The organism is Shewanella sp. BF02_Schw (genome assembly GCF_014596695.2).
Classification (GTDB): Bacteria; Pseudomonadota; Gammaproteobacteria; order Enterobacterales; family Shewanellaceae; genus Shewanella.
Genome location: NZ_JABKAW020000005.1, coordinates 103,705 through 127,649, shown reverse-complemented (window position 1 = coordinate 127,649; position 23,945 = coordinate 103,705). Strand labels below are relative to the sequence as shown.

General features: G+C 37.6%; 21 protein-coding genes. 17 read left to right on the top strand and 4 right to left on the bottom strand.

Translation table 11 applies throughout. The features are described 5' to 3' along the window. The 7 genes from HNW13_RS18055 to HNW13_RS18025 all read left to right on the top strand — a co-directional run bounded on the left by HNW13_RS18055 (position 1) and on the right by HNW13_RS18025 (position 10,222). Positions 1 to 1,101, top strand: a complete 1,101-nt coding sequence (locus tag HNW13_RS18055; protein WP_192114565.1) for a hypothetical protein — start codon at positions 1 to 3, stop codon at positions 1,099 to 1,101. A 59-nt stretch (positions 1,102 to 1,160) separates the two neighbouring features. Further along, positions 1,161 to 1,628 (top strand): type II secretion system protein, encoded by a 468-nt coding sequence (locus HNW13_RS18050; protein ID WP_192114566.1) that lies wholly within the window; start codon positions 1,161 to 1,163, stop codon positions 1,626 to 1,628. An 85-nt stretch (positions 1,629 to 1,713) separates the two neighbouring features. Further along, positions 1,714 to 2,139 (top strand): hypothetical protein, encoded by a 426-nt coding sequence (locus tag HNW13_RS18045; RefSeq protein ID WP_192114567.1) that lies wholly within the window; start codon positions 1,714 to 1,716, stop codon positions 2,137 to 2,139. A gap of 117 nt (positions 2,140 to 2,256) precedes the next feature. Then, positions 2,257 to 6,300, top strand: a complete 4,044-nt coding sequence (locus HNW13_RS18040) for a hypothetical protein (RefSeq protein ID WP_192114568.1) — start codon at positions 2,257 to 2,259, stop codon at positions 6,298 to 6,300. 40 nt (positions 6,301 to 6,340) lie between these two features. Beyond that, positions 6,341 to 8,659: a hypothetical protein gene (locus tag HNW13_RS18035; RefSeq protein WP_192114569.1), complete on the top strand. Its 2,319-nt coding sequence runs from the start codon at positions 6,341 to 6,343 to the stop codon at positions 8,657 to 8,659. Between the two features lie 128 nt (positions 8,660 to 8,787). Continuing rightward, positions 8,788 to 9,816 carry a ParM/StbA family protein gene (locus HNW13_RS18030; protein ID WP_192114570.1) on the top strand — a complete coding sequence of 343 codons (1,029 nt, stop codon included), beginning with the start codon at positions 8,788 to 8,790 and terminating at the stop codon, positions 9,814 to 9,816. Positions 9,817 to 9,826: 10 nt separating this feature from the next. Beyond that, positions 9,827 to 10,222 (top strand): hypothetical protein, encoded by a 396-nt coding sequence (locus HNW13_RS18025; RefSeq protein ID WP_192114571.1) that lies wholly within the window; start codon positions 9,827 to 9,829, stop codon positions 10,220 to 10,222. Positions 10,223 to 10,243: 21 nt separating this feature from the next. Here HNW13_RS18025 and HNW13_RS18020 read toward each other — a convergent pair whose 3' ends face one another. Further along, the gene (locus HNW13_RS18020; RefSeq protein WP_192114572.1) at positions 10,244 to 11,389 is read right to left on the bottom strand and encodes a hypothetical protein; all 1,146 of its coding nucleotides are present in this window, start codon (positions 11,387 to 11,389) and stop codon (positions 10,244 to 10,246) included. Between the two features lie 169 nt (positions 11,390 to 11,558). Continuing rightward, complete coding sequence (locus tag HNW13_RS18015; RefSeq protein WP_192114573.1) at positions 11,559 to 12,485, bottom strand: hypothetical protein; 927 nt, start codon at positions 12,483 to 12,485, stop codon at positions 11,559 to 11,561. A 302-nt stretch (positions 12,486 to 12,787) separates the two neighbouring features. Between HNW13_RS18015 and HNW13_RS18010 the strand changes: the two genes are divergently transcribed. Together HNW13_RS18010 and HNW13_RS18005 are read left to right on the top strand one after the other, a co-directional pair. Next, entirely contained in the window at positions 12,788 to 13,438 is a 651-nt protein-coding gene (locus HNW13_RS18010) for a hypothetical protein (RefSeq protein ID WP_192114574.1), read from the top strand. A gap of 82 nt (positions 13,439 to 13,520) precedes the next feature. Beyond that, a complete protein-coding gene (locus tag HNW13_RS18005; RefSeq protein WP_192114575.1) occupies positions 13,521 to 15,731 on the top strand; it encodes a HipA domain-containing protein in 2,211 nt (736 codons plus the stop codon). Positions 15,732 to 15,773: 42 nt separating this feature from the next. Here the strand turns inward: HNW13_RS18005 and HNW13_RS18000 are convergent, their stop codons facing one another. Then, positions 15,774 to 17,672, bottom strand: a complete 1,899-nt coding sequence (locus HNW13_RS18000) for an HRDC domain-containing protein (protein ID WP_192114576.1) — start codon at positions 17,670 to 17,672, stop codon at positions 15,774 to 15,776. A 76-nt stretch (positions 17,673 to 17,748) separates the two neighbouring features. On the opposite strand from HNW13_RS18000, the gene HNW13_RS17995 reads away from it, so the two are divergent. Both HNW13_RS17995 and HNW13_RS17990 read left to right on the top strand, forming a co-directional pair. Next, positions 17,749 to 18,189 carry a hypothetical protein gene (locus HNW13_RS17995; RefSeq protein WP_192114577.1) on the top strand — a complete coding sequence of 147 codons (441 nt, stop codon included), beginning with the start codon at positions 17,749 to 17,751 and terminating at the stop codon, positions 18,187 to 18,189. Positions 18,190 to 18,208: 19 nt separating this feature from the next. Continuing rightward, the gene (locus HNW13_RS17990; protein WP_192114578.1) at positions 18,209 to 18,412 is read left to right on the top strand and encodes a hypothetical protein; all 204 of its coding nucleotides are present in this window, start codon (positions 18,209 to 18,211) and stop codon (positions 18,410 to 18,412) included. A 178-nt stretch (positions 18,413 to 18,590) separates the two neighbouring features. Here the strand turns inward: HNW13_RS17990 and HNW13_RS17985 are convergent, their stop codons facing one another. Continuing rightward, entirely contained in the window at positions 18,591 to 19,550 is a 960-nt protein-coding gene (locus HNW13_RS17985) for a DNA replication terminus site-binding protein (RefSeq protein ID WP_192114579.1), read from the bottom strand. A 145-nt stretch (positions 19,551 to 19,695) separates the two neighbouring features. Here HNW13_RS17985 and HNW13_RS17980 point away from each other — a divergent pair, with 145 nt between their 5' ends. The 6 genes from HNW13_RS17980 to HNW13_RS17955 all read left to right on the top strand — a co-directional run bounded on the left by HNW13_RS17980 (position 19,696) and on the right by HNW13_RS17955 (position 23,921). Next, entirely contained in the window at positions 19,696 to 20,265 is a 570-nt protein-coding gene (locus HNW13_RS17980; protein WP_192114580.1) for a hypothetical protein, read from the top strand. Next, the gene (locus HNW13_RS17975; protein WP_192114581.1) at positions 20,266 to 20,730 is read left to right on the top strand and encodes a hypothetical protein; all 465 of its coding nucleotides are present in this window, start codon (positions 20,266 to 20,268) and stop codon (positions 20,728 to 20,730) included. Beyond that, positions 20,727 to 20,993 carry a DUF2375 family protein gene (locus tag HNW13_RS17970; RefSeq protein WP_192114582.1) on the top strand — a complete coding sequence of 89 codons (267 nt, stop codon included), beginning with the start codon at positions 20,727 to 20,729 and terminating at the stop codon, positions 20,991 to 20,993. The genes HNW13_RS17975 and HNW13_RS17970 overlap by 4 nt, the downstream gene beginning before the upstream one ends. Then, the gene (locus tag HNW13_RS17965; protein ID WP_192114583.1) at positions 20,986 to 21,201 is read left to right on the top strand and encodes a hypothetical protein; all 216 of its coding nucleotides are present in this window, start codon (positions 20,986 to 20,988) and stop codon (positions 21,199 to 21,201) included. The genes HNW13_RS17970 and HNW13_RS17965 overlap by 8 nt, the downstream gene beginning before the upstream one ends. Positions 21,202 to 21,822: 621 nt before the next feature. Next, positions 21,823 to 22,563, top strand: a complete 741-nt coding sequence (locus HNW13_RS17960) for an endonuclease (RefSeq protein WP_192114584.1) — start codon at positions 21,823 to 21,825, stop codon at positions 22,561 to 22,563. A 32-nt stretch (positions 22,564 to 22,595) separates the two neighbouring features. Beyond that, positions 22,596 to 23,921: a hypothetical protein gene (locus HNW13_RS17955; protein WP_192114585.1), complete on the top strand. Its 1,326-nt coding sequence runs from the start codon at positions 22,596 to 22,598 to the stop codon at positions 23,919 to 23,921. Positions 23,922 to 23,945 lie beyond the last annotated feature (24 nt).

The window sequence follows — 23,945 nt, the reverse complement described above, 5'->3', positions numbered from 1 at the left end:
ATGGGTGTAAATAGGTTTCAAAATAATAAAGATAGGTTGCTAGTTGTAATCAAGTCTTTCTTTGAGAAAATAGATCTTGCTGTTAATTTCAGCCAACCAAAGCAAATCGAATATTTGTTAGAACTTAGTACCTGGATGGCTGATGGCGTTAAACCTATCGATGCACTAACCGGAATAAGCGAAATTTATGCTTTGTCGGGCAAAAGCGATTCAATACCAAGTAAAGCCACTGCTTCAATAGTGAAGGCAATGAGTGCGGGCCAGCCTATGTACGTAGGCATGACTAAGTATTTTTCTCGGTACTTGGTCACCATTTTTAAATCTGCTGAAGAAACTGGCACAATGGACAAAGCCCTAAAATTACTAGCAGAAGACGATATTCAAATTAAAGAGCTTAAATCAATCTTTTTTAAGCCTGTGATCCCAGTTTCAATGTATTTAATTCTAATGTTGGCCAGTGCCGTAAATATCGTAGAAAATGTTTTCCCGCCAATTTCTAGAGGTAAACCATTTGATGAATGGCCTGAATCGGCTCAAAATTTCAGTAATATGATGAATATGTTTACAAGCTATTGGATATTTATTCTTATTGGGTTAATTGTCCTTGGCACAGCAATCATGAAGGCTTTAGAGAACAACACTTCACCACTTAGAATGGAGTTAGATACCTTCCCCATTCTGAATTCCTACAGAACATTCATCGCTAATCAATATCTAAAGATGCTGTCGGTTTTGATGCTTTCAAATATTAAACCAATTGAAGCTTTAAAGATTATTGAAGCAAATGGAACTCCATACCTAGCTTGGCATGCTAAAGAAGCGCAAAAAAGATTAGATCTTGGTGAAACCGAAATAGGTAGAGCTATTGATACTGGAATTATTGCAGACGATGTGCTTGTGAAAATGCAATACCTTACCAGCGTAAGCACTAATGAAGGCAAGGTTAAAGGTTTAAGAGTCACTGCTGAGCGATCGATTGGACTTGCGATGAAGTCATTGAAAAGGTCAGGTCTATTTATCGCTGTAGCAATCGGTATTTTACTAGTTTATATACTTCTTTCTGCTGCAATGGCTTTAATAACCTTGTCAGTGGCAAAATAATTCATTACAATCAAATTCGAATAAATGCACTTATTATATACCTATAAAGGATTTGGAAAATGTTTAAAAGTAAGTTTGGTATAGTTCAAAAAGGTTTTACACTAATTGAACTCGTAGTTACGTTATCAATTTTGGGTATTTTAATGGCTGTCGCTGCAACAGCATACAATGACACCTCACTTGCAGAATCAAATCGACTACAATCTGATGTCGATAAGATTTCAAAGCAGGCAGTTAAATACGCAAGCGGCGGGGTCTTCACTGGAATTTCAATGGCACTTCTGTGTGCTGATGAATATTTAAATTCAGATGTCTGCGGTACAGCTGGAGATGGAACTGGGGCAAACCCATGGGCTGGTAATTATACAATATCAGTGGCAACAACAAGTCCAAATCGATTTTCAGTTAAAGCAACAGCAGTCCCGACAAATGTCGGAACAAGTGTAGCTAAATACTACAAAAAGACAGCTCGTTCAGTTCAATACACACCGGGTTCTAAATTATTTGAATTAATATTTGGCACTTAATATGTATCCTATCAAACATCTAAAAGCTAGCAAAGGCTTCACAATGGTCCATTTGGTGATCCTTGTTAGCCTAATTGGTGTTATTTTGGCTATGCAAGCTCGCCAAACAATGGACGAGTTTTCAGATGATCAAATATATATGAGCAAAGAAGCTATTGAAGAACTAAAGATCTCGTATAGTGATTACTATGCAGGGCAATGCAGTTCGTTCCTCAATGCGCCTTCTATTGCTACATTAAAGTCTATGGGTTATTTGTCAGCCTCATTTAATGAAACCATACCTAATGCTGGACCAATCTATCTAGGCGCTACTAAAAGCATAGATAATATCCAAGTTTTATCGGTGACAATTAAATTTGCTACACCAGCTATTGCTAAGTCAGTTTGGAATGAATTTTCTGGTGAAGGTGAAATCCTAACTGATAAATTAACTTACCGCCTTTCATTTTTCCCCTATTCAATTGGTGAGCGAGGTGCCAGTTATACGTGGTTCGCAGCACCAAATTGCTAAAATCAACAATTACTTTCAATTTACCAGCTTTAAACTAATTCATTTTATGGATTGCTTGAAATTTAAGCCCCAATAACTTACCTTACTAGTATATGAAAAGTGAATTTCTGGTGAGTTATGAAAATAGCAGGTAAATTGAAAGTCGGCTTGTGCTTAATGATATTGATTTCTGGTTCCGCAAATGCGCAAGACCCACAAGAAATCGCAAACATAGATGCTGAGATGGCGGCTTCAAGCATGAAGCAGTATAAGGAAGCTGCCATCGCCATATATCAGTCAACAGGTTTATGGCCAACTAGCATGGCAGCTCTGAATGGGCAAATGCCAGCACAACCAAAGTTAAACGGCAAATATGTAACACCATCTATAACCGTTAACTCTAATGGTTCAATAAATATCAACATTAAAGCCGCTACGCAGGACCAAGCCAAAAGGTTAGCGGGAGTGAAGGGTGAAGTGTTCACTCAAAGTGGCACAAGCGTAAGTATGCTTGTAACCCCGCCTGCAGGTTCAAATCTACGCTCAGTCTATAAAGAGCAAATTAACGGTAGTAACACCTCAAATTTCTCAGTGCTTGATGATGTTTCACTTAATGGCAAACAAATAGTCAATGCACAATCAATCACCGCAAATACAATGGAACTCTCTTGTTTAGAACTAGGCTCAAGTAAAGTTTGTGAATCAGCCACTGGTGAATTAACTGTAACTACAGATTTAGCGAGACTTTCACAAAACGGGCAGGTTGATGAAAGTGTTACGGCTGATGTTGTGGCAGTGATAAACAAACTAAAATCAAATGACATGAAGTTAACAGATTTGATTGCTGCCAACTCAGTTGCATCGGAGCTTATTGTCACAGCAGCAAATATAGACCAGGGGCAAATTGAAACGCTTGATGCCATAGTCGCGACAATGAAATCCGTTGCAATTAGTGAATTGAAGGTAACCGGTTCTACCACGCTAGCCGATATTATTGCATCAAATGGCACTCTCACTTCAATTACCGGATCTGACATAAACGTATCTGGTAAAGCGATAATGAATACTTTACAAGCTAATGGTTTGTTAGCGGGTAACGCGTTTGTAGATGTGGCAAATGTCCAAGCTTTGGTAACTAATATAGCTACGATAGTTAACTTAAAGAGTAATCTACTTCAAACAAATAGAATAATCGCCAAACAGGGATTGCTACAAGATATTCAATCAATAACGGCAAACTTTGATAATGCTGTTATTGAAGGTGGTAGTTCATTAACGCTAAATTCAAATTCTTTCAAAGGTAAAATAGTTGAGCTAGGTGCCGCAGTAGTTAAAGCAACTTTAACTGTTAACGAGCTGAATGTTAAACAGATCAACTCAGACACTGGCAATTTAAAAAATTTAATATCAGATTCCCTTACAAGTGAAACCGTAAACGCAACAAATACAACGGTTGCTAATGCAACAAATACAGGCTCATTAGATGTCAGTAATGATGCAATATTTAACGCTAACGTCATAGTAGGCGGCAATGTTAATACTAAAGACTTAAGCGTAACATCTGCCTTTAATGTGTCAAATCTGCTTACGACCATGCGGTTGCTAGTCAATAATGACGCTATTATTACGGGACTTCTCACAACAAGTGGTCTAGTTGTCAGCCAAAACGCCAATATTAGTAAAATTATGACGGTTACTAATTTAGCGGCTTCGACAAATATGAATGTAAGCAGCAATACAGCCGCTAAAACAGTGAGTGTGAGTAGCGATGGCAACGTAACAGGGGGCGTTAGCTTGGGTGCGTTAACAGCGAAATCTGCTAGCGTACAAGGGATAACAAAAACTACAGAGGTTCAGTCAGGTAGCCTCCTCACTGATACTTTAAACACTACTAATTGGGTGTCAGATTCGTTGACATCAAAATCTATAATCTCACAGTACAACTCAAGCCTAACTAAAGCGGTTGTGCAAAACCTGAATGCGCAAAACTCGCAACTAGGCGCTGCATCGGCTTCCAGCTTAAGTTTAATAAATGGTATAACAGCCAAAGATGGCAAATTTGAAACTCTACTGGTGACAGCTAAAGGGTTGCTAGGTTCTTTTGAGGCTGGGTCTGCAATTTTCAATAATGATTTATCTATTACAGGTAAAGTGACTTCATTAAATTTAAATGCTAATACCATCAATGCATCGAAATCAAATATCGCGTCATTAAACGCAGCTAGTGTTACCGTTGCAGGGCTGGTTACTGGCTCTACAGTGAGGACTTCATCCGGCAACAGCCTTGCCAGTGTGAATAACATCTACGTAAATCATGAAGGGCGGATAATATCAATTGAACAGTTTAAATCGGACTGTATTAGTAATTGGGTTTATGCATGCTCAGGCACCATCCCACGAATTACTAGTCCAAACTGCGTTGGTTGTACTCAAAATAGCTATTCGACAGGTGTATTTAGTGCGACAGCAGCTGCCACAATTCTTGATTGTCCATCTGGTTGTACTTATGCATGGACGGTAGGTGCTGGCCTTTCAAAATCAACATGTGCAAATGGCAGCGTTCCAGCGGGCCAGTCAAAAACAGTCAATTGCATAGTAACTAGCTCGCCAAGCGTAGCAATAAATAAGACACTAATTACGAATGTTAAACTTGAAGTAAAACATTCAATAAAAGGGTCGATCAATACAGGTAATAACTACCCAATCAACTGGACTTTTACTGGTGAGACCCCGCTAATTAGTAGTGTTTCATGCCCTAACTGTACCGATGTGCAAATTGACCTAGGGACGTTTAATGCCACTTATTCAGCTAACATTAGCAATTGTTCTGCGGGTTGCTCTTATCAATGGGTTTTTGGTAATGGTGTAAGTGCTGTTACATGTCCAACAGGGACGGTTACTGCCGGTGCAAGCAAATCAGTTGTCTGTAAAATTGGCTCTAACCCATCGATAGCATCTGGTACAAAACTTAATAGTACATTACAGTTAAATGTGATTAACAGTCAGCTTTCTTCTTTGAATTCTAATAAACCTACAGCAGTACAGTGGGAGAATCAGAAGGCAGAATATACGCCGACGATCATAGCAACATCATGTAAATTTTATAACAATAATGGTAGCTGTGATTTACCAGGCGCAGGATCTGGTGGCTATTTAGATGTGCTTTTGACACACACGATTGAAAACTGTTTACCATCCTGTATTGTGACCACAACGCTTGGTGCAGGGCTTACGCCTGTAAGCTGTTATCCTGCTATAGCAAGTGGAGTTCTGACAACAGCAACTTGTCGAGTGACAAACACTAACCCACTTGCTCTGGGTCAAGTTTTATATACCAATATTCCGGCCATTCGTGCTGAAAATTCAAGTAAATACCATCAAATAGCAGGGCCATCACTAAGTCTTCAAAACGGTAATGCGTCAGTTGCTGCTCCATCGGTTTCGTTGAGTTGTAGTGGTTGTGTCGATTCTGCTGCAGCAAAAAGCAATTTTACAGCTACAGCGAATGCCACAGTTAACTCATGCACTGGAGGTTGTACTTATTCTTGGTCATTAGGTAGTAGTTTAACAAAAAACATTTGCTCAAACGGCTCAGTAAACTCAAACGGGTCTGCTTCGCCAAGCTGTTCTTTTAAAAATACAACTGCTTTAGCCTCTGGTGCAAAGATAGCAAGCTCCGTGTCACTAATTGCTACAAACATTGCAGATACAAGCAAGAAAACAACTAGGTCTTTTAATGTGAGTTGGGAGAACGCAGCCCCTAACTTCATGAGTTCGCAAAACGTGAATAGTGTTGGTGGGTCGTCTAGTGGTGAACGAGTGGAGGCCAGTTTTACTATTAATGGAAATGGTACATATTCGGCTTTCGCTGGTCGCACTGCAGGTGGCAATTGGGTTACAGGAGTAAACGCTACTGACTATGAATACTCGGTTAGTTCACCATATTCAGTAACGGAATCAGGTGGCAACAAAGGCGGGTCTGCATCATTCACTACAAGTGGTGCATTTAATGTTTGGACTTCAAATTCAATCACAATGACAAGTGTAGCTAAAGCAGGCAGTCGATACGGATCAACATCAAGATCTGGTGGAAATGTAGACATATCATTTAGAAAGAAAGGCACTACTAATGTGATTTCAACAATTACCATCTCAGTAAGGGCTCTTTCAGAAAATACCTAATGCAATACTTAAAGAAATTCCTAATGAAATGGTGAAATAAATGGTGAATGAAATGATTAATAGAAAGAAATTGATACCAGCAATTATAATTATGCTTACCTTTAGTTTACAGGCAAGTGCGAATGTTCTGAGCCCTTCGTCAATGCATGTGTCTGACGCACCATCATCTGACGATATTGCTCAAGAGAGAATCGACAAGACAAAGCAAATGTTCAAAGATATTGAGGCTGCAGCGTTAAATGATTATGTAAACGCAGGTACTTGGTCCTCAAGTCTGAATGTTATGGCTGCACAAGGAAAATACTTAGGTAAAGTAGTTGGGCCATACGGGAGCAATATTCAATTTATTCCGCAATCTGACGGTACAAGCTTAATTGTAATGCAGGCTGAAACAAATGTTCAAGCAAAGCAGATTGCTAATCTTGTTGGTGGTGGTGTAGCAACTGGGAATACAGTTACTAAAAAGCTTGGTACTCCAGCTGAAGGCGCGTTGAGAAACAGCTTGCTGAGTGATTATGTTGATATCGACACAACTAATCGTCTTAAGTATCAGGTTGATATAGATTTAAATGGCAACAACCTAAATAACGCTGATGCAATCTACACAAATAAATTAAACATAGGCTCTGGTGGTGTAGATTTTGGGACAACCTCCATAAATGAATCGTCTGCAGGGCAGCTAGCTTTTAATGCCAATAATGCTCGTTTTTCAAAAAACCTAGATGTCGTTGGAGCTCTGTCTTCAAAAGACATGACTGTTTCTAACAAGGTAACATCGAAAATTGGTGAATTTACAAATCTAGACGCTCTAAAGGCCAAATTTACAAATTTAGATTCCCAAAAAGCTACAATCCAAGAAGCCGATATTGAAACGCTAATCGCGAATACTGCAAATTTTCAAAATGCAGCAGCTCAAACACTTAATGTCAGCGGTTTAACAACATTAGCTGGATTAGTGGCTAACAAAGCCATTTTCAGTGGGCTAGTGAAGTCTGGAAGCTTGCAAATATCAGGGGCTGCGGTTGTTAGCTCTCTTGAGGCTCAAGGGGTAACTGTATCAAATGCCACAATTAGTAAGGCAGAAGTGACTAATTTGGTCTCTGCACTAGCTAATATCACAAATGTTTATAGTGACTTGGTTGATTCGCAAAAGTTAATAGCTAGTTATGGCCAGATTAATGATTTGTATGGTACGAATGCAAATATAAAAACATTAGTCTCAGATGTTGTAACGGCTACAAATTTTGATGTTAACGTGTTAAAAGCTCTGAATTCAGAATTGGATAAAGCGACAGCTAATACTCTTAGCGTTCTTGGTTCAGCAACAATCAAATCTTTAACTGCCGATACCGGTACGATAAAGGTTCTAGTTTCAGATGTGGCTACTATTAAAGATTTGAGAGCAACGACACTGGCGAACTCAGGCAAATTGACCACTGGTACGTTACAAGTAAACTCTGATGCGACAGTTAATGGGAACATGACGGTAGTAAAAACATTAACAAGTAAGAACGTTAACGTGTCCAATTCGGCGACTATAGCGGGAACAACTACGACCAATACCATTAGAGTAAACTCTAACGCTGATGTGCTAGGCACTACAACAACAACTAATCTAAATGTAACTAATTCAGCCACGGCTAAAAACTTAACCGCAACGACGCTTAATGCATCGACTGCTAGTGTAGCTAATGCCCTGACCACAAAAACATTGACGGTATCTGATTCGATGAGTGTTGCTGGTGGGTTAACAGCAAATGCTCTAACTGCTGGCAGTGCCACAATAAACGGTAAGTTGGTTACTCAGCAAATAGAGTCTCAGTTGGGGCAAATTAATACATTAACAACGACAAACGCATCAGCATCAAATCAATTAACAACACGAGACTTAGTTGTTTCATCACTTGCGACGCTGAATGCCGCAAATATTAACAACCTTGTGGCAAGTATCTCGAATATCGGAACCGCTGCAGGTTCAAGTTTGTCGTTGACGGGCAATTTGAATGCTAAGAGTGCTACCCTTCAGACGCTTAATGTAACAGGGAAAGGATCTTTTGGTTCGTTAGAGTCTAGCGGGAATGGTATCGTAAACGGTGATATGTCAGTTGGGAGGACATTAACTGCGGGTACGGCCAATGTAACAGGGACATTAACAGCAACCAATGCGAATTTAGGAACTACCACAGCAAGCTCTGTAACGGCCTCTGGTATCATCCAGGGAAGTGATATCCGTAACACTGCCGGTGTATCTTTAAATGCTTTAGATGCAGGGTTTGACGGTCATGGTGGCAGGATTGGCTCAATGGAGCGATGGATTGCAGATTGTAAAGCTAAAACAGTGGCTGAATGTAATCGTTAAATAATTCAATAACAGTTAAGAATCCGCATTGTTAAAGCAATGCGGATTTTTTTATGGATAAGAGTTATTGATGAAAAAAAATAACTAAGCTACAATATACCAAACAGGTACTTAATAAGTGGGTTGATATGAGTAGGAAAAGAATTGTAGGTTGTGATAATGGACATTTTGGAATTAAGGTTTATGCAGGATTAGAACATAAACATTCAATTACATCTAGATGCCGTATTGGTGGTTCATCTCAAACCGAGTTTGGGTCGAGTGGGCAAGATAGTGCTGAAATGATATTCAGTACAGAAAATGAGCTATATACAACTGGATCGTTACAATCAGAAGTTACCACATTTGCCGATTACCCATTAAGCCCAATCAATCGAGTTCTTGTTAATTCATGCTTGCACCAAGCAGATTTCACTCAATCATCTGAGTTCCGAAATTTAGATTTGGTGCTAGGTTTGCCATATGCTCAATATTATAGCAAAAAGCATAAGTCGGGTCGTAATGAGGATCTGATATCAGGCATGGAAAATAACATTCTGATTCCTGTCACAAATGTTTCAAGTGACCTCCGTCAATTCAAGATTGAATCTTGTATGACTGTGCCGGAAGGTATGGCAGCTTGGTTTAGTTATATTGTTAAAGAAGAATATTCAAACGGCAAAGTTAAGCCTGTGTTTGATGAATTAAAAGGCCAGCAAACAACCGTTTTTATCGACATTGGAGGCGGGACGACAGAAGTGGTCACAGTTGCTGATAAAATGATCCAAAAGGACTATAGCGGCACGATAAGCCAGGGGTCTCACCGAATAACAGAAGACCTACGTCGTTATATATATGAACAAACGGATGTAAACAGCATATCGGAACGAAAAATCCATCAGTCTCTTGCCACAAAGAGAATAGTCATCAATGGTCAAACGCTTGATCTAACACAAGCTATAAAAAGTTTTCAAAACAAGCTTGTCCATAAAATAAACTCATTCACAGACAGCTTGTTACGCGATATTAAAGGTGACATAGACGCCAAAATTCTAGTGGGTGGAACATCAATAGACTTACAAGAAGAGCTAATGCAATGGCAAGGCGTAACTCTAAGTGAAGACCCTTTGTATGAGAATGCAAAGGGTATGTATCTTTTCAAAAAATATTTAGCATAGAGCAATAATTTTGACTATACCTCGCAAAGCAAGTTTAAGGGTTCAACTCTCAAGTTCACGCAAAGATGAAGTCGCTTTTATAGAACATTTGAATCTATTGCGTAAACAAAAGAACCAAGATATGCCAGATTTTATTTTGAAAATGGCAATGCTAGGTATGTCTACGAGCCATAAGCCAGTAATAGAAAGCCACGAGGTACCGCAAAACATCAATTTCAGTGAAGAACAGATTCAAATGCTAGCAAAAGCAGTTGCAATTGAAATGAATAGAATGAAGATTACCGACGGAGTAAGCACCATTTTAGCCGGAGTAGAGGGAATTGCTGATGTATCCAATTTGGAATTGCAGGAGCCAGAGGTTGTTGATGAAAACCTAAGTAAATTAAAGGGTGGTCAATTTTTTTAGAACAAAATGCATAAACTCAACTCAAAGGCTGTTACTCATATCGGGTGCAGCCTTTTGGTTTTCTGCAGGTAAAATACAATCATTATTCTTAATGAAGTTATCGATTAAATCAGAAACAGCCAGAGAAAATAATCCATCAGATAGTTTCGAAAGGTTAAAAGCGGGGAATTCCCTTATAATTTGTTCTAGTTGGCTTCGTTTGAGGTGAGCAAGGCAGAATAAGGTTAATTCTTCTACAGGGATTTGTTCTGAGTTAGAAGAAATGAACATCGCTATCCGTTCCCCAATAGCCGATTGAATTGGATTAGATTCATCATTATTTATGGCCCTTGTCAGCCCCTCAAGACAAGCATTAAATATAACTGGAGGAAAGCCACTAGCTTTGCATAGTAATGACGGGTAGTTACGCGTGGATAGCTCAGAAATCTCGGTGATTAGCTTAAGGTCTGTTTCGCTCATTGGGTTTCGAAGTTGACTTATAGTTGAGTAAAACTTTTTAGATAGTCCGATGCTACTTGGAATTGAGGGTAAAAGGCCCATTGATAAATCTGGGGCTCTGTTCGAACCTGTCGTGTATGATTTTCTATCGTCATAGTCCATCTTGATATTCATTGACCCGTAATTATCAGTAACGAATATATTTTTAAAACTATTTGAGCTTGGTCCACTACCAAAATGAGTAAATGCAATAGTCTTTATTGATAGAGACCTCTTGTTAAGGCTACATTCAATTAACAAGACATCATCATCAAAGCTTGAAGTAACTTTAAAGCTGGTTTTAGTCGCATTTGTAATGGAAATATCGTCAAGAGATATTTTTGCAGATTTAATTAACCAAAATGCAGCGGATGCTTTTGTAAATTGATAAGCGTTTACTACACGAGATTCATCACTCATGTACTTCACATTCTCCCCACACATACTCGATCGGTATTTATTTATAAGTGTCGATTTACTTTGCGATGCCATAACCAACGCCTCAATTTGATCTACTGTGCCTGTGTCAAAGCAATCAACATCAAAGATGTCACGGATATTAAGTTGATTATAATCCCAACCCACGTCAATAGCCTTCAATGCGTGATTTAGGATAGATATTCGGTATTTTGCTTGTTCGAAACTGTTTAATTCTCTAACAAACTTACTTGCTAAATATTCAGTTAACATAATTAACTCTTCAGAGACCTGATAGGTATACTTGATGATAAGGTTTTTTCAAGTTCAATAGAAGGGGAATAGATAATTAAGGATTTTAAAAGGCGGGATTAAATTTTATAAAAATAAAAAATGAACAAGCATAAGCTCATTCATTTTGAGATAGACCATAAGTGTACTTTTATTTTTTCTTCTTTGGTGTCAATACCGCAATTCTATGTTCGATATACTTTTGACGGCTATGCATATCGACAAGCTCTTTGTTCATATCGCTGAGTTTTTCAATTACACCGTTATAGACTTCTTTTGGGCTAGATCGCTTCAGTAATAGCTTGCTTTGGGCATTTAGTTTATCGATAACTTTGTTGGACTCTTTTATTTTAGCTGCTAAAGATGTCCATTCTGCGGTGATTGTGACTACCTCGTTCATGTCTGCTAGTGCTTGACCTTCAAAACTGCCTTCATCGATATCTTTGGTCATTTTGTTATGTAGGCGCTTAATCCGAAGTTTGATTTTATCTTCAGGTGTTTTCCAAGTACCAGCTTTAAGAATGTCACCTAAACCACGTAAGTGGCTAACAGTATTTACAATTTTAATGTATTTATTAGATAGATTAGATTGACACATAAGAAAAATTGCAAGAGAAAGGCGTCTAGTTAAAGGTGTTTGGTTCTGGCCATTACTCCTGTCACCTGTTTCGTACTTGATCCAGCGGTGACCAGAAATCTCTTCCTTACCGAGCAACAATCCTAGTTCACGCATTTGAACATCAAGAGACTCCCGCAGCTTTGTAGCAGTAGTAACCGGTGGAAGGGGAATTAGGCTTGGGTAACGGTCCCAGAGGCGAATAAGAATCTCAACATCAGGTGGAACATTAGCTGTTTTATTTTTATTTGTCATTTCACCCCATTTTGAAGATGGGGTAATAAGTAGCCAGCAAATGTCAGCAGAGCTTATTTTTTTAAAACTGCGCCAATTAGCTAAGTCCTCACCAGTAAGAGGGCGATTATCAGGCAAAATTGACTGTCGAGAATCATCTTCTCGATCTGCATCGGCTGTTATCTGACTAGTGTATGCAGTTAACATAAATTTAGGGAAATCTTCCATAACATAATTCTCATGTTTTTTTTGACAGGTGACAGAAATTTGACGAATCTCACTTCGTTGTCTATTTTATTAGTGATAGATAAATACATTTTAATAGAATTTATTTGTTACATATGATATTTTGCGTCTAAATATACCTGAGTTTGGTTAAATAACTAAAAATAATAATCAGGCAACAAGAAGCAATAAACAAAAAAACAAAGGTTTTAGTAACCTTATCAGATACTCGATAAGTAGTAAACAAATTATTTATTGTTTCACCTCTAAAAACTTATCTCACAATCTTTCAAAAGTGGTGAATTATGGAATTAATTTTAACTGGCACGTTATTAACCAAGAAATTAGACCCTGAAATATCATATGTGCTTGAAAATGTCTTGGCACCAAAAGGAATTAAGTACCCCACCCTGGGAGTAACGCTTTACCACGGATTTACAACGTCAACGACATCGATGGCGCATGCGTTTAAAAAGGCAGTTTCTCAAGGTTTAGAAATTCACGCAGTTAGCTTGGAACTAAGTGTAGAAAGAAGCGAGTCGCTTTGCTCATTGGAAGATATCGGCGAGCGTTCAGTGCTAAACGTCACCAAGATGAAAAAGGATTTGAGTCACTACCTTAAGGATCAGTGGACGAGTTATTTAAAATTAATTCCTGGCGCTTGGACTGATGCAGTTGAGCGTGGGCATGTGAATAGTTCAAACGAATTAAAGATCAATGGATTTATCGCGTCAATCGGAGAACATCCTTATTTGTTGGATTCTATCTGGCAACTCCCAGAGCTAAAACATCTTTCAGTAATTCTTTATACTGTAATAGAAGATGGACAGATAGCGAACAGAGCAACTATGTTCAGAAGAGATAGAATAACAATGGATGAAACAGGTGTCTTGCCAAACATAGTAGTGGCAAGATATCCAGAAGTAGACATTCAGTTACCTAGTTACATTCTATAAAAAAGAAAAAATAACAGGCATAGCTTGTTATTTTTTTATAATACATTGATAATGTACTTAACATGTACTTGATAGGTTAATTATGCTTAGTGTATATTTTGTTGGAATCAATATTGATAAGTTCAGTGCTAAAAGAAAATGTGACAAAGGAGATATTCTTCGTTATCAATCAGGCATTTATTTTGATAATGAGCTTAAAAATTCAAAATCAGATGTTGAACTATCAAGAAATATAAAAACACTTCATTCTAGTGTCAAGTTCTATGCGCCTTGGATTGTCTCCTATATAAACCCCAATAGTACCCTAGTTGCATCAAGTGCCTATTTTAAATCTGCTTCAGAAGATAATACCATTTTCATTGATGGTGTTACTAATGGAAGAAAGTCCATTATCGGCTCTAAAATCCTAGATGACTACCCACATCATGATGTTGATTTAAGTATCAAGGTTGAGCGACTGAGGCTTCCTGACCAGCTACTTGGAGATGAGGTTGAGACCTCTACATTGTCTGATGACAATTTAAATGAGTTAGTTGATGTCGCTGGTGGGTCGGTTGATAAAATCGCCCTTCGTGAGAGTCTTGAGTCATTTACAATAAAATTCACGAATTTTGATAGAACATTCTCGGATATTGTTCGTTGGGACAATTCAGACCCAAGATCATTGAACGATTTAGATCTGATTGCTTACCTAAGTGAAAATGACGTTGACATTACTACACCGGAAGGCAGTCAAAAATTTAAAGCTCATTTAGAAAATATATATACCAGATGCTCATCCAAGCAGATACTTCAAATCAAAGATAGACTGAATGGCATTATGGCCTTAATGAATGAGCCTTCTGTAAACGCTGCCCTCAAAAGGATGAATTTTAAAGAAGCATCAAAAAACTCAAAGCAAACTTATGACGTATATCACTTCAATGATAAAAAATTTAAGTTGTATAATATTGATGGCACACGATGGGCCGCAAGTGGTGATAACTGGATTATCCCTTTGGAAAATGGAACTATCGGTACAGGTTTGCCAAAAGCAATATCAGGCATGCTCCCAGAAATCCACAAAATCGATAATAACAATTTCGAAGCTTTTTTTAATAAAGCTTCAAGGTTCATGTCCAACATCCAAGTCGTCGATATTAAAAAACACATCGGGTATTTCGACTACCACACACATTATCTAAATGATTCACAGGTTTTTAATGGGAAAGTCATAGATGTGCCAGATCTATCTGATAAGTTCGCATTTAATATAGCAGCGCTTTCAATGCAAGAAGGTTTACCAAAAATTTCAGGTGTTCAAATGAAATTGCCAATGAATTTGGATTTGGTTGATGACCGGTTTGTACTGAGTGTGGCCCTGAATAAACCTTTCACTCATATTTTAAAAGTCCCTGGTATTGACCAGCAAAATTTCGTTATGGGTGAGTGGTTTGGCTTGAAAGCTGTAGAGCATGCTGGAGTTACTAGCGTTGCAAAAAATCAAATTGCAGAAATTATGCAGGGTGACATTACCACCTACGGACTAATATCTGAAAGATTTGATATCTCAAGTGAAAAGAGCGTTAAGCTGCGTGCCATTGATTTGCTATCTATTATGGATATGGGTCCAAAGGATAAATACGGGAAATCATCTGAGATCGTAATGCAATGTGTTAATCATTTAAACCATAATAAAATCACAGCTAAAACTGACGTTTATACTCTCATGGCAGCAAGTGTTATTTGTGCGAATACAGATTTGCATTTAAAGAATATGTCACTGATTAAGGATGAACGATTTGGCCCGCTCACAGAAAACAGCACAGCTAATATTGCTCCAATTTATGACGTGGTTGTTTCGACTGTAATGCCTGGCTATGAACATGAAAAGCAGGCTCTGAGTATTAACGGCACATTTAAGCCTCAAATGGTCGACTTAATCGAATTTGGTCAAAAAGTTTTGAACATAACCAAAGAAGAGTCAATCAAGAGGCTGGAAAAAATATGCTGGGAAATGTTTAAGTTTACCAAAAATTGTCAGCAACTATATCCTGACGTTGCGGCTATAAAGCCATTGAATCATGCGTTAAATGTTTGTGGTGAAACAGTCCTAAATAATATAGTTAAATATGCTCCAAGTTTATCTACTGGTGAATGGCTTGATGTTGGAGTTGAGTACAAAGAGATTTCGCATACTGACCTGATTGGGTACAAAAAACTTCCTTCATTAGTTAACGATGCAAAGTTAAAAGAAAGCCAAAAGCAAGAGTTAACAGACAAACCGGTTCCATACGAGTTTCAACCATTCTAATTTTCCAATTCTATCCAGCCCTATAACTAGGGCTGTCATGTTTCATAGTTTATCTCTAAAAACCATCACTATTTCATTACCAAAAATCTGACCTCGCTGCGAACCATAAAACTCTTTAATTGAGTTAAGATCCCTAATCGTTTTGGGTTTTTTTTCTATTAATTCATGCATTGTCTTGTTGCTGAATACGGTTAGTTCAGGAATTTTTAATCTTTCCGCTACCTTGGTTCGTATTAAGGAAAGCTTAGATTCGAGTGGGTTACCTAAATCAACCCTTTGATTATTGAATATGGGAGCATCATTTAATTCAGCTGGCTCGTATGTTGTTGTGGATTTAGAAAGGCTCAATGACTGGTATGGATTGCGATACATTTCATGGCTTCTTTCATTGGTAATATTATGTGTACCTTCACTATTGATAGGCGAATTGATCATGGATGGAATTCGATTATTCCAGTGGCCTCCTGCCTTGATGTGATGGCAAACTGAACATTTTCCACATTTTGCTTCTGAAACTACACCAATATGCTTATTCAATAAGTCGGTTTTGCAACCATGAGTAGATAACATCTCGACTAGTTCTGTAAGTTGCTTTGAAACTTCAACATTAATAGAGTCAATTTCAGGTGGTAGAGTTCTGTTTAAATTTAGAACTTCAAAATTAGCCTGGAACCCTTTTTTGAAAAAGACTTGTTTACTAAGGAATAGCATACTGGCCAAATTTTCTAATGCCCTAAATACCGTTTTGGCCACCATTGGAATTTCGTTAGACATTTTAAACACGAGATTTTTGTCAAACTTGGTATGGTCTAATTTTTTTAGGTAATCGATGATTTCTTGATGATCTTCTATAGTCGGGAATTTGCTGTTTAGTTCATAAGTCGCTTGGTTGAATGCGGTAAACTCCGGGTAAATGATATGACATGAGTTAATGACGTTATCTAGATTGCTGGTGGCTCCAAGAAGCGTACATAAATGAGTGACTGACAAAGGTAGTTGGCAAATGATTACTGTGTCTGCATTAGTCTCTGTAATATGAGAATGCTTGTTAGAAATGAATATACCTGTTTTCAATTTATCGAATTGCTTTATTGCTTCTATGCCATTATTTTCTGGATAGTCAAACACATTTATAGTTTTGTTTTGCTTATTCATTTCATTGAAGAATAGCTCTGATTGCTTTTTGTCTTTTACGATAACGATGCACTTTTTCCGCGTGTTGGCGCATACATTTGCGCACTCTCGTAAAATAGCAGATGTGTTTTTAACGCAAATGGACTCAAGAACTATCCCAGGGGAGTAGTTGAATATAAAGTGTTCAACATTATGAATGCGTTGCTTTTGTACGATAGCAGTAATTTGCTTTTTTGATAACGCATAACCGATGTACACCCTATTGAATACAAACGACACTTTTCTTGTTTTAGTTAATTCAGACTGAACAGAGTTAAGCTGCAGATAAAGAAGATCATAAACTGGGGAGTAATGAAGGTGGTCTTTAGCAAATTTCTCAGCGTTGACAATAACAACGGTAATTTTATTGTCTAAATCCATAATAGACATTAAAACACTGTCTTTGGATGCTTGATCTGGTGTGATGAATAAAAAACGGAAGTCTTTTGCTCTAAAGCCATCTACCCGTTGCTTCACTTCATCTGTACTCAATTGACCGTGAATATAGGTAGTAAACACGCCTACCACAGCAAACTGTTTGCAAATATGCATCATTTCGTCAATCGAATTTATAATAATTAAAGCCTGCGTAACTTTGCTTGCTAACTGAGCTAGTACAAGTCGTTCAATATTCTGATTTTTTGGGCCTGAAATTATAAACTGAGAAAATGAACCGGTACCATCTAAAACAGTCCTTTGGGCTACGTTGATATCCTTGATGTTAAAGCATTTATTTAAAATATTTCGCGCACTAAGTATCTGCTGCATTTCTCATCTCACTTTACTTATCAGGTTGCAATAGAGTATATTACAGCAAGTACAAAAAAACACCTGGATTATCACTATGCCCCTAGAACACGCAAATTTATTAAAGCTTTGGCTAGCTCATCACAGAAGGGTATCTAGACTACAAGATGTGCAAAAAAGCCTAAATTCATTGATGGTTCACTACAAATTAGAATGTATCCAAAAAAATAGTAAATCCATTACCACTCTTTCATTGATTAATGATGCAGTAGCGGAGATGGAAACGCTCCTTGACCAAAAGTTAACATCAGAAGATGTAAATGTTCCTGATTATTCAAATCAGGAACAGGAAAAATTGGCAGATGTTGTTAATCAGCAAGAGGTCAAAGGTAGACCGGTAACGTTAGCTGAGAGACTTGAATCGCTTAACTCGAACCATGATGCGATGCAAGTTAACGCAAACACAATGAGTAAAAGTATGGCTGTTAACCATAACCTGCCCGATGATTTGACGAACTATCGTAAATCAGCATTTTAAAGTTACTTTAAGGGGAAGTATGTTGCGACTTAATGATAATTATGGGCTTGATGACAGAATCGCCAGGATAAATGAAATGATGAAAGCCGAAGAGCGCACATTGGCCTTAATAGATAAGGCTGTTTTGGTTAAAGATCAAGAGATGTATAGATCCTTTGCAGCGCTTAACTTACAGTTAGATGATTATAAAAGATCTATTGATGGCATATTTCAAAAGCTTTAAATTGGCTCCAAACACAATGCGGAATGAACAATAATATCGCAGGTAGGTATTGATTCTCTCAATATAATTACTCCAAACGGTTAGATCATTGGTTGGGAGAATGAACATCCTATCAGCAGCCTTTAGCAATAAATGTAATTCATACTTTTATTGTTGATAAATCAAATCAGGATTTACCTTACTCACAATCTAGCTTATAAAGATTTAAACTAGAATCGATAACAGCATATTTAGAATTTATTTTGTATGATTTTGGCATAAATTCTTTAAGGCCTGTTACCTCAATCTCATCACTGATCAGAATAAAAGGGATTGGGCATGTGAAGTTAATTGGTTTGTCATTAGCCCGCCTAATATTAACTGATGGTTGAGGTGGTATTGGGCGCCTAAGCCTCAGTTCGACATTGGCAGGTAACATAGATAGAAGTTTATAAGTCATGCCAAGGGACTTAACCTTTAAATCGATGTTAGCCGAAAAATCTGCAGATTTATTTAACCTTTCCGTCATACGATCAATTTTTTGCATCATGTCAGTAACGTTGGTTTTGTCAGATAGGGTTTTTGATGACCAATGAAAATCGATGCTACTGATGCTGCCCTCATTAATGAGTCTAATTTGTCTCGTAACTTGAAGTTTGATTAGGTGGGGAAAGTAAGTAATAAAAAATTTTTCCCTGTCAAAAAAAAGGTCATCATCTAACGTTACAACTGCTTTGAACAGATCCGCAATTACCTTCTTCTGTGTATTTACTTGACTGCATAGGTTAATCAGAACTGTGAGGTTGTCATCAATATTATCTTTAATTGAAATCTGGATGAAACCAGCTGCCCTATAGGTGTTCTTTGATGTGGTGCCGGGATGGTTGTAAAAATCGAGATATGACTTTTTAGCTTCTGTATAAGCTATAAAATCATCGAAATATGTAACTTTAATTGCCTCTTGCGGGGCATTAGTCAGCTTTGCATTATTCTGATTTTCTAACAAAGCCTCTTCAATTTGATACACCCTGCTTGATTTGATTTTTAAGTTGTCTAAATGCCCATTTAGTTGCTCAACAAGACCCTTAAGTGTGGCTAAGTTGAACTCAATACATTGTGAGTAGGTTTTTTCTGAAGTGAAGGTGTTGGGTATATGCATGAGAAACCTCTGATTTGTTCCAATCAAGCTTAAACTATCTGGTAAAGAAATAAAAATATGCTATCATGCAATATACTTGTTGTATACATGATAAGTAATCGAGTATCTTAATTGAATAAACTGAATTTCCACATTGGTGATTACATTGAATCTTTTAAAAACTGCGTCACTAGCGCTTTTGGGGTTTGTTGCCACAGCAAACGCAATGCCAAACAGAACTGAGCTGGAAGTGTTTGACAACTGGAAGGTTGCATACTTAGAGCCAGAAAATGAGTATTGGGCTTACACCGAACTAAATAATGGTTTTAATGTGGCGCTGGTGGCCAGTAATGATGTCGTAGGCCCAGGTTGTAGAGTAACTAATGTAGCTGTCTTCTCCGATGTTAGAACGCTAACTAGAGATGACATTACTTCAAGGTTGATGTTTGGCGAGTCTGGTGAGCACTTCATTGAAGGACGGTTAATTCAAACTTCCCGACCTTGGGCCTCTCTCTATAGCGTTGTAAATACACAAACAAAATATATCGATGATTTTATTGAAAGTGTTTATTTATCAAGTGATCGAGCGATAACTATAACCATTAATAATGAAAATGAATTTATTGCAAAAGATGTTGCAAACATGGCGGGTCTCAATAGTGCGTATATCCGAATGATAGAACGTTGTCAGCTTGGAGAAACGAGAAGGTTCAGACCCACAGTTGGATTTAAATAAATGAGCGAATCAATTGATGCGATGCTCCTAGCTTTTAGTGCCAGCCTGCCTGAAAACGCAGACGAAAAATTCAATGAAGCAATTGATGATTACTCATTAAGTGATTTAACAAAACTTGATGAATGTGACGAAGATTCAATAGTTAGCCTTATAGGTTGGTTTAATGGTGACAATGATTCGATTCGTTTAATTTTAGAATCGTGCCAACAAAATAACACTTTGAAAAATTATCAGAATCTTTTGGTCCGAATTGCGTTTAGTTCCGCGATTTTGCATGAATCGGTCATCTTGATGTTAATAAAATATTGCCCTGATTGGAAAATCATTGTTACTAAAAGCAGTAAAGGGTTTTGCCCAATAACATTTCTTTTTGCACGAAATCGAAATGAACTGATAAACCTGTTGTTAGAACATGGTTTGAGTAAGAGTGATTTGATTGGTACCAGTGAAGGGAGCAAAGTATGACATCAGCAGAATTCATAACATCAAAAAAATGGATGACAGTTACAGTATTGTTTTACTCTGATGACGATTTATTTGTTTTAAAAAGCAAGGTGCTGATTGACCAACCATTGTCAGAGGTTGGACGACCCATTTTTGAAGAACGATTTAGAAAAGAAAAAATTATTATTGCTGTATTGAAAGGTGAGGTTGAAGTGATAAATACACTTGGACAACGATTTGAACAACAAAATGAAGTCTTACAAAAGGTGGTTAACTATGAATAAAAATAACGATCATTTAGAGCAGAAAGATGTGAGTGAAGTTGTTAATTCAACCTTATCTGTTGAGGATGAAATGGCAATGACCTGCCGGAGTGAAGATGTTGCCGAACAATCCGAAGCTGATGAATCACAGAAAGATTTTAATGCCAAAAGTGACGAGTACAGTAATAGAATGCCTTTTGATAAAAGCGAAGTAGACGACCACTTTTAGGGAAATAAACCTAACAGCCACTAATAAACTAGTGGCTGTTTTTTTATATGTTAATGGTGGGCATTGTATTTCGAGAACAAATGATTGGGTCAACACGGTCTGATGCTGACCATTTTTGACATTGCAATTGGATGCATCGGTTTATGAATGATGTAGGTTTAATTGTAGATGCTAGCCAGCGCACGTAAGAGGGGTCTGAAAGGTATACTTCTTCGAGTAATAACCCTTTATACTTACCAAACGAAAGTTTGATGTCTTCAGCGTTGAATACATGATTATCATAAACATGAATTGTATCCGTTTTGCTATTCAACGACATGCGCTTAAGACGCTCAATTGCAAGCTCATTTGATACATCTTCGCTATATGATAAGTAAGATAGCATTTGTGTGTCAGGCATAACACGGCGGCCATTTGCTTGCGGTCTGGTCAAGTAGCGCATTAGTTTGTAACTGCCAGTATTGCGACAAGTTTTATTACAGACGTATGATGCAACGGGAATGTGTGTGAAGTAACTCATAAGGCCTCTTAACGATAGTCGAATAACTTAGGCTTGATAGTAGGCTTAAAGCCTGCTATTGTCAATACTCAATACACTTATTATGTATCCAAAAGGTAAATATGAAAAAGTTAACTATTGCACTTATTGCCATTGCGCTGTCATTCACTTCAAGTGTTTATGCTAGTGGGAATATCCAAAATGAGTCATTCAGTAAATCAAAAAAGATATTGATGAAGGTGTATATTGACGCGCCCTATACTTTTTATTGTGGATCGAAATTTGACCAAAGAAAGAACATAACTTTGCAGCCTGGTATCAAGGTAACAAAGTACGCGAACCGTAAAAAAGTCGAATTCGAGCACGTGGTCCCGGCACAGAACCTAGGGCAAGCGTTCCCTGAGTGGCGAAGTGGTCATAAAGAGTGTGTAGATAGCAAAGGTAAATCATTTAAAGGCCGAAATTGTGCAGAGAAAATGAATCAGGAATACCGTTATATGGCTGCTGATATGTTTAATTTGAAAGCTTCAATAGGTTCAGTAAATGCCGCTAGGAAAAATTACAATTTCGAGATGTTGCCAACTACGCCGTCGAGTTTTGGTACTTGTGACTTTAGAATTGAAAATCGAAAGGTTCAGCCTCCTGAGTCAGCAAGAGGTGAGATCGCTAGAACATACATTTACATGGATGAAAGCTATACAAAGTTCAATATGAGTAAATCACAAACTCAATTGATGGGTGCATGGAGTAAGCAGTTCCCTGTAACAGCTAACGAATGCTTAAGAGCTAAGCGTATAACTAAAATACAAGGTAACCACAACTTGATAGTTGAGCAGAGTTGTAAACAGTCAAACCTATGGTAAGTAACTTTAAATTAATAAATAGGAAATCAGCCATGTCATTAATACATAAAGTGGCCAATATATTTTTCTTGATGGTAATCACTATTTCAGCGGCCCAAGCCACCAGTGAAGGTAGATTAGAACCATTATCATTAAAGTCTATCAGTGGTATTTATACCGCAGAGGTTTATGAATTAGATCCCGCCAGAGTTAGCAAGTGGTCTAAGGCAGTGGGGGATTTCGAGTCAGCTTTAAATGCAATCAAAAAAGAAAGTAATTCAGAAATCCAGCTATCAAAAGCAATTGTGTTAATGAAAGGTAAAAACTTTTCTAAGATAATAGTTGATGCTAAAGATTTCAACGAGGATAGAGTTAAAGCCAAGTTGAAAGAGCATTATCAAAGACAATTAAGTGCCGCAGAAGTGAACAGATTTGCAGCTAAAAAAAGACTAGCTGAATACCTACCCACATACACAAGAATTGCGGAAGGATACCGCAGAAGTGTTCAAGAACGAGCAGACCTAAGTGATAAAGCTGCCGGTTTAACGGCAGACTTTGATGCGGCAAAAAGAAAAGCAATTAATTCTTTAAATGAAATCGGCTACAAGTCTGACGCTAAAAATGCTCTAGCGACAATTATCGGTGATAATCGGTTTTACAAGACTAAATCATATCCTGAAAAACGCTTTGGGAAAGTAAAATCCTGTTATGCGTCAGCCAAAGCAAATCCATCAGACACAGATGTTATATATTCAGAACCCGTCTATATAGGTGGTAAGTCATACTGTGCTTCGTTGGATTTAAGGGCTCAAACAATTAAAAAACAGGTAGACAAATTAGGACCAAATCAAATTGCAAATATCCAGATGGCACTGAATAAATACATAATAAACCGTAAGTTAGGCGGTAAGTTAAAACGTAACCGAGATGGCTATTTTAATGATCATCCAGAATTGATAAATATTGCCAGAAGATTTAAAAGTGCAGAAGTAGATAAAAAAAGGTTTGAAAAAGCGTTGCTGTCATTTGACAAAGAAGTTGCCCAAGTAATGCAGCCTTCAGAAAGCGAATTGTCTGGGTTACTTGCTTCATTATTGATAAAATTAGTAGATGATACTGTTGAAAACTATAAATTGAGCATTTTAACCTCCAATTTAGTTCATGTTTCAACCATGGCAAATGATGGGAAATTTGAACTTAGTGATGATTATCCGTTCAACTTAATGGTGCTTGAAGGGCGTGGGGTTGCAGGGGTCAAACCGTTTGTAAAGATAATACCTACCACAGATAGCAGTTCATCTTCTGTAAAGCTCCTAATGTCGGATTTGTTGACACTAGATCAACTTCAGCATTTTAATACTGAAAGTAACAAATTATAAACAACCAGATTATATAAGGGGTCA